The following is a 2,265-nucleotide window of genomic DNA, read 5'->3' on the forward strand; positions in this document are numbered from 1 at the left end:
AAATGGGAATACACAGAGCAAATGCTGAAGAGAAGGTATTTATTAAGTGAGAAAATAACAAAATGCTAAGGGACAGACTGAAATTCCAAGCAGGCTAGACAACTGTTAGGATTTCCTAAAGGGGGTCAGGTGAGATGGAGAAAATGGTTTTGAAAATATTTCAAATGGAAATTGAGCGACAATGTAAATTCGACATTATTGCTATAGAGCAAATAAAAACAGGATTATCAAATAAAGATTCAGATCTAGTATGGTATGCAATACAAAATTTTTTGGTAGCTGTAGGTAATATCTCCAAAATTTTTTGGCCAATAAATCAAAAATATGGGATGAGAGGCGAAAAGTTACGAAAAAGCTTAGGTATTGAAGATAATTCCCCTATACAACCAAGGAACTTTAGAAATCATTTTGAACATTTTGATGAAAGATTAGAGAAGTGGGCAGAATCTTCTGAAAGGCATAATTTTGTTGATTCAAGTATATTACCCCCGAATATGATAGCTGGAATAGACCAAAAAGATTTCCTTCGTATTTTTAATCCTACAACATGGACACTTACTTTTAGAGGAGATAAATATGAGCTGAAACCGATAATAAAGGCTATTTGCGAGCTTTATTCAAAAGTTTCAACCGAAGCGAGTAAACCATGGTGGGAGTAATATTTCGCCGTCACCTAACAGCGGATAAAAGAAAAATTCGAGTTACCCCAGATCCAATGGTTGTTGAACTTCTTTCATCTGCAGGACGTTATATGCAATATTGTTTAAAGAAGAAAAGGTTAATCTTGTGGAAAGGCTGACCATAAAGTAAAGGAGGTCGGGAAGAAAAAATGACTGATAAGGAATGGTTCAAAAAAGGTGTTGAACTTAGCGAGCTTGGGAGGTATGAAGAGGCGTTAAGGGCTTTTGAAAAAGCCATTGAGATAAATCCGCAAGATGACAAAGCCCGGTTTGGCAAAGGTGTTGCACTTGGCGAGCTTGGGAGACATGAAGATGCGCTAGAGGCTTATGAGAAAGTCATCGAGATAAATCCGCAGTTTGCCGAATCCTGGTTCGCCAAAGGTGTTGAACTTATCAAGCTTGGCAGATATGAAGATGCGCTGAAGGCTTACGAGAAAGCCATCGAGATAAATCCACAGTATGCTGATGCCTGGGTCAACAAAGGTGTTGAACTTGGTGAGTTTGAAAGACATGAAGAGGCGCTGCAGGCTTACGAGAAAGCCATTGAGATAGATCCAAAAAATGCCTTGGCATATACCAACTTAGGAGAACTATTCTTTAAATTTGGAAATCTTAAAGAGGCTTCTGACAATGTTGATAACGCGCTCAATATAGATGAGGAACTTGTTCCTGCATGGAGTTTACAAGGCAGAATCAAAATCGAAGAAAAAGACTATGATACTGCAAGTGAATCCTTTAAACAGGCAATGACTTTGGATTCAAGTAATCCAATACATTTCCTCTGGTATACTTATACTAATTATCTCAAGGCAGAATTCTCCTTGGATTCAGAAGATAAAAAGTATCAAGAAGAAATCACCACAATCATAAGAAACCTGGAAAAGATGAATGAAACGTTGTCGAAAAACTCAAAACAGGGAAAAGAAATAAGGGCTTATGTTCTGTATTTTTTAGGGCACTTCTACCTTAAGAGCAATGACATTTTTACAGCAAAAGAAAAACTTGAAGAGTGTATCAAATTAAAATCAAAATCTCCAATAGAGGCACCCGCGCGTGAATTGCTCGACAATATTTGGAACTATCAAATTAGGCCATCCTTGTGGCGCTGGTGGTTTAATTCCCCTTTACATCGCTGGCTTAAGAGAATTGGATTTTCTATTCTTTTACTGCTTATACTGCTTATTCTTGCATTATTGCTGCTTCACCTATTTGTTCCTGAGTGGTATCTTTCTATTCAAATAAACTGGTCTCTTTCTGTATTTCTTATTGTGTTTTTAATCATTATCCTTTTTTTACCAAACATAAAACGCATTCAGATAAAAGATATTGAAATAGAACTACACTCCCCTCCTCCCATTCCTGTTTTATCTCCTATGGTAATGGAGGAAGAAATGAAGGAAATAGAAGCAAAATACCTGGAATCAGAAAAACTGAGATGACAACCAATTTTAACCATATTTTCAACGTTTTTGTGACTATCAAACTCAAGGATAACACCTGTTGGACCAATTGTTGGTACACTTTCTAAAACACTTAAAAGTATCGAAAATGCTACAAAAAGCGGGAGTGATAAAAATAAACGATA

General features: G+C 36.6%; 2 protein-coding genes. Both read left to right on the forward strand.

Annotated features, from left to right (window positions below; translation table 11 throughout):
- Window positions 1-134: 134 nt before the first annotated feature.
- Window positions 135-659, forward strand: a complete 525-nt coding sequence (locus tag AA81_RS13790; RefSeq protein WP_103899245.1) for a hypothetical protein — start codon at window positions 135-137, stop codon at window positions 657-659.
- Window positions 660-829: 170 nt separating this feature from the next.
- A complete protein-coding gene (locus tag AA81_RS13795) occupies window positions 830-2,119 on the forward strand; it encodes a tetratricopeptide repeat protein (RefSeq protein WP_103899353.1) in 1,290 nt (429 codons plus the stop codon).
- Window positions 2,120-2,265 lie beyond the last annotated feature (146 nt).

This window comes from Petrotoga halophila DSM 16923, assembly GCF_002924615.1.